This is a genomic window from Xenorhabdus stockiae, from assembly GCF_002632825.1.
GTDB classification, from domain to species: domain Bacteria; phylum Pseudomonadota; class Gammaproteobacteria; order Enterobacterales; family Enterobacteriaceae; genus Xenorhabdus; species Xenorhabdus stockiae.
Map to the genome: position 1 here is coordinate 1 of NZ_NJAJ01000101.1, position 2,511 is coordinate 2,511.

Here is a 2,511-nt window from a genome sequence, read left to right on the forward strand (position 1 = left end):
CTGTACGCCGGGCGGAATAAGGGAAATGGGGCGTTCATCAATGCGAATGCCGGTATCAATGTGGGCGTATTTATCCGGGTTATGCTCAATGGCGGTAATTTCAAACGAAACACCGTCATCCCCTTCTTTAATACCGGTGACACGGAATAACTGAATGGCTAAATCGGTGGCATCAATGGCCCAAACGGATTCGGCAATCGGCGTTTCAGAGTAAGCGGTCGTGACGGTGATCACGGTGCCGTTGACCGCCTGAATGGTGCGGCCTTCTGCCTTGCCCGAAGGGAGGTTCAGAATCAGCCGTTCCCCCACTTTCGCCGACGATACTCTATCTAAGGTGATATTGCGTCCGTCTGCCTTGTGAAGGCGACCACCCAAGACACGGCCTGCCAACATCTCATCCGCCACCCCGATAACATAACCGGGCAAGGGAATTTTGCCATCCAGCCCCACAGTAAAGCTGACCATCCGGTCGTACTCGTTGGTGTGCAATATCCACTTACCGCGTCGAATGGCTTCACTCTGACGGGTACAACCAATCGCGGTCACATCGGCCTGCCTGACCTGAAAACGACGTATCAATCGGTGGTCGAAGACCGGCTCTACGGCATCCTGATAACCGTTCTGCGGATCTGACCAGCTCACCATCGCGGTAGAGTAATGGGTCTTCTCACTGGCACTGCTGTAGACAAACTTGCCATCACGCACGTTGGCGCGGGTGTAGAGATAATCCACATCCCGTGGCATATCCGCCAGTACGTTCATGTTATTGTTGGCCCAGTAGGTCATCCCCCGGAAGATACCGGCGATATCCCGTAACACTGTCCATGCCTCTTCCTGTGACTGGATATACACATTACAGGTATGACGCGGCTCGGTGCCCCCTTTGCCGTCCGGCACTGACTGATCACAATACTGCGCAATCCGGTATAAATCCCATTTCGCCAGACTTAAGTTTTCCGTCTTCACCCGTGAGCCAATACTGAATCGGTCGTTAATCATCAGGTCATACAGCACCCATGCCGGGTTATCCGTCCATGCCCATTTGAATTGTCCTGACCACACGCCGGAGTAACTACGGGCTTCAGGGTTATAATTATCCGGCACACGGATCACCCGCATCTTCGGCTCACAGGAAACCTGCGGGATATTGCGAAACTGTTTGGCATCAAACTGAACGAACAATAAAGCCGTTTCGGGGTAACTCAGCTTAGCGTCAATCACCTCAGTAATGGCTTCAACCATCATCGCATCGGCAATCCGGTTACTGTTCTGCTTAGGCGTTAACCGACGCACACGTACCTGCCAGCCAGAGTGCGCTTTGGGTAAATCGATGCGGTGTGAACGTTCATATTTGGTGGTCGTCTTGCCGTCAGCCGCTGTTTTCAATATCTCCTGATAAGCACCGCCATCTGTCGCGACTTCAATCACATAATTAATGCGATAACCGACCGTATCCCCGTTTTCTTTCTGCGTCTGCAACTGAGGCCACGACAAGCGGATGCGCACCGCCGATAACTGGGTATTGGTGACCGATCTCACCCATGATTCAGCTAACTCCGTGCCCACTGTTAACTCATTTTCAACCGCTGGCACCCCTTTGATATAGTCCTGATGCGGAGTCCCGTGACGAAACTCCCACTTTACCCCTTCAAAGTTGGGCTTACCGTCCGGCCCGATAATGGGCGTGTTATCCAGAAAGATATTGGTCCCATCCAGTCCCCCGGCGAATTCCCCTTCCCCCAGTGCCAGTAAGATTTTGGCATACGAGGTTGACTGTAACGAATCCGGCGATTCGACTGGGGTGCGGGGGCTGTCACTGCCGCCTTTGCTGCCCTGAATCTGATGCTGTGCCATATTTCACCCGTAAAAAAAGCCGCCTGAGCGACCTGACTGAACATTGTGAAGCGTTATTGCTGATCTTCGGCGTAAATCCCCGCAGAGATAATGGCCCCCCCGATGCGGCGATTGCCGTACCCTATCGGCACCGGATTACCCTGCGCGATGGAGTTGACCGGGCCACCAAACGCATACGAGGGTTTATTGTCGGGATCTTCCCGTCTTGCCAGTCCGCCCGGCATCGGAGAGAGCATCTGCACCACGCCGCCCAGCATCATCCCCACACCGGACATCACCATCGGCGCACCAAACGGTGTCGCCCATAAGAACACACCGGCCACCACCATGACTGCCCCGAGGATGGTTTGCAGCACTCCGGCTTTTTTACTGCCAATAATCACCGGGACAATCCGAATATCCCCTTCACCGGAAAAGGCCAGTTCATCCTGACTGATATTGCGCTTGCCGATAAACACGGCAAAGGTTAATCCGCGCTCTCTGGCGGTTAACAGGTATTTTTCAAAACCCTCAATCAGGACAGACAATGCCCGGATTGCTTCCTGCGGTGAAGAGACGGCCAGTTGATATTCCCGTCCGAACTGCGTCCCGAGTGGGCCGTATAAGCGTATTGTGCGTATCGTTTCCATCATTCCCCCTGATATCTGACGATTTTCA

The 2,511-nt window shown here is 53.6% G+C and carries 2 protein-coding genes; both read right to left on the minus strand.

The window, feature by feature from the left end; genetic code table 11:
- Positions 1–1,854: TipJ family phage tail tip protein (locus Xsto_RS20420; RefSeq protein WP_141554556.1), on the minus strand; the 1,854-nt coding region annotated here is incomplete at its 3' end.
- A gap of 53 nt (positions 1,855–1,907) precedes the next feature.
- Complete coding sequence (locus Xsto_RS20425) at positions 1,908–2,483, minus strand: tail assembly protein (RefSeq protein ID WP_099126280.1); 576 nt, start codon at positions 2,481–2,483, stop codon at positions 1,908–1,910.
- Positions 2,484–2,511: the final 28 nt, after the last annotated feature.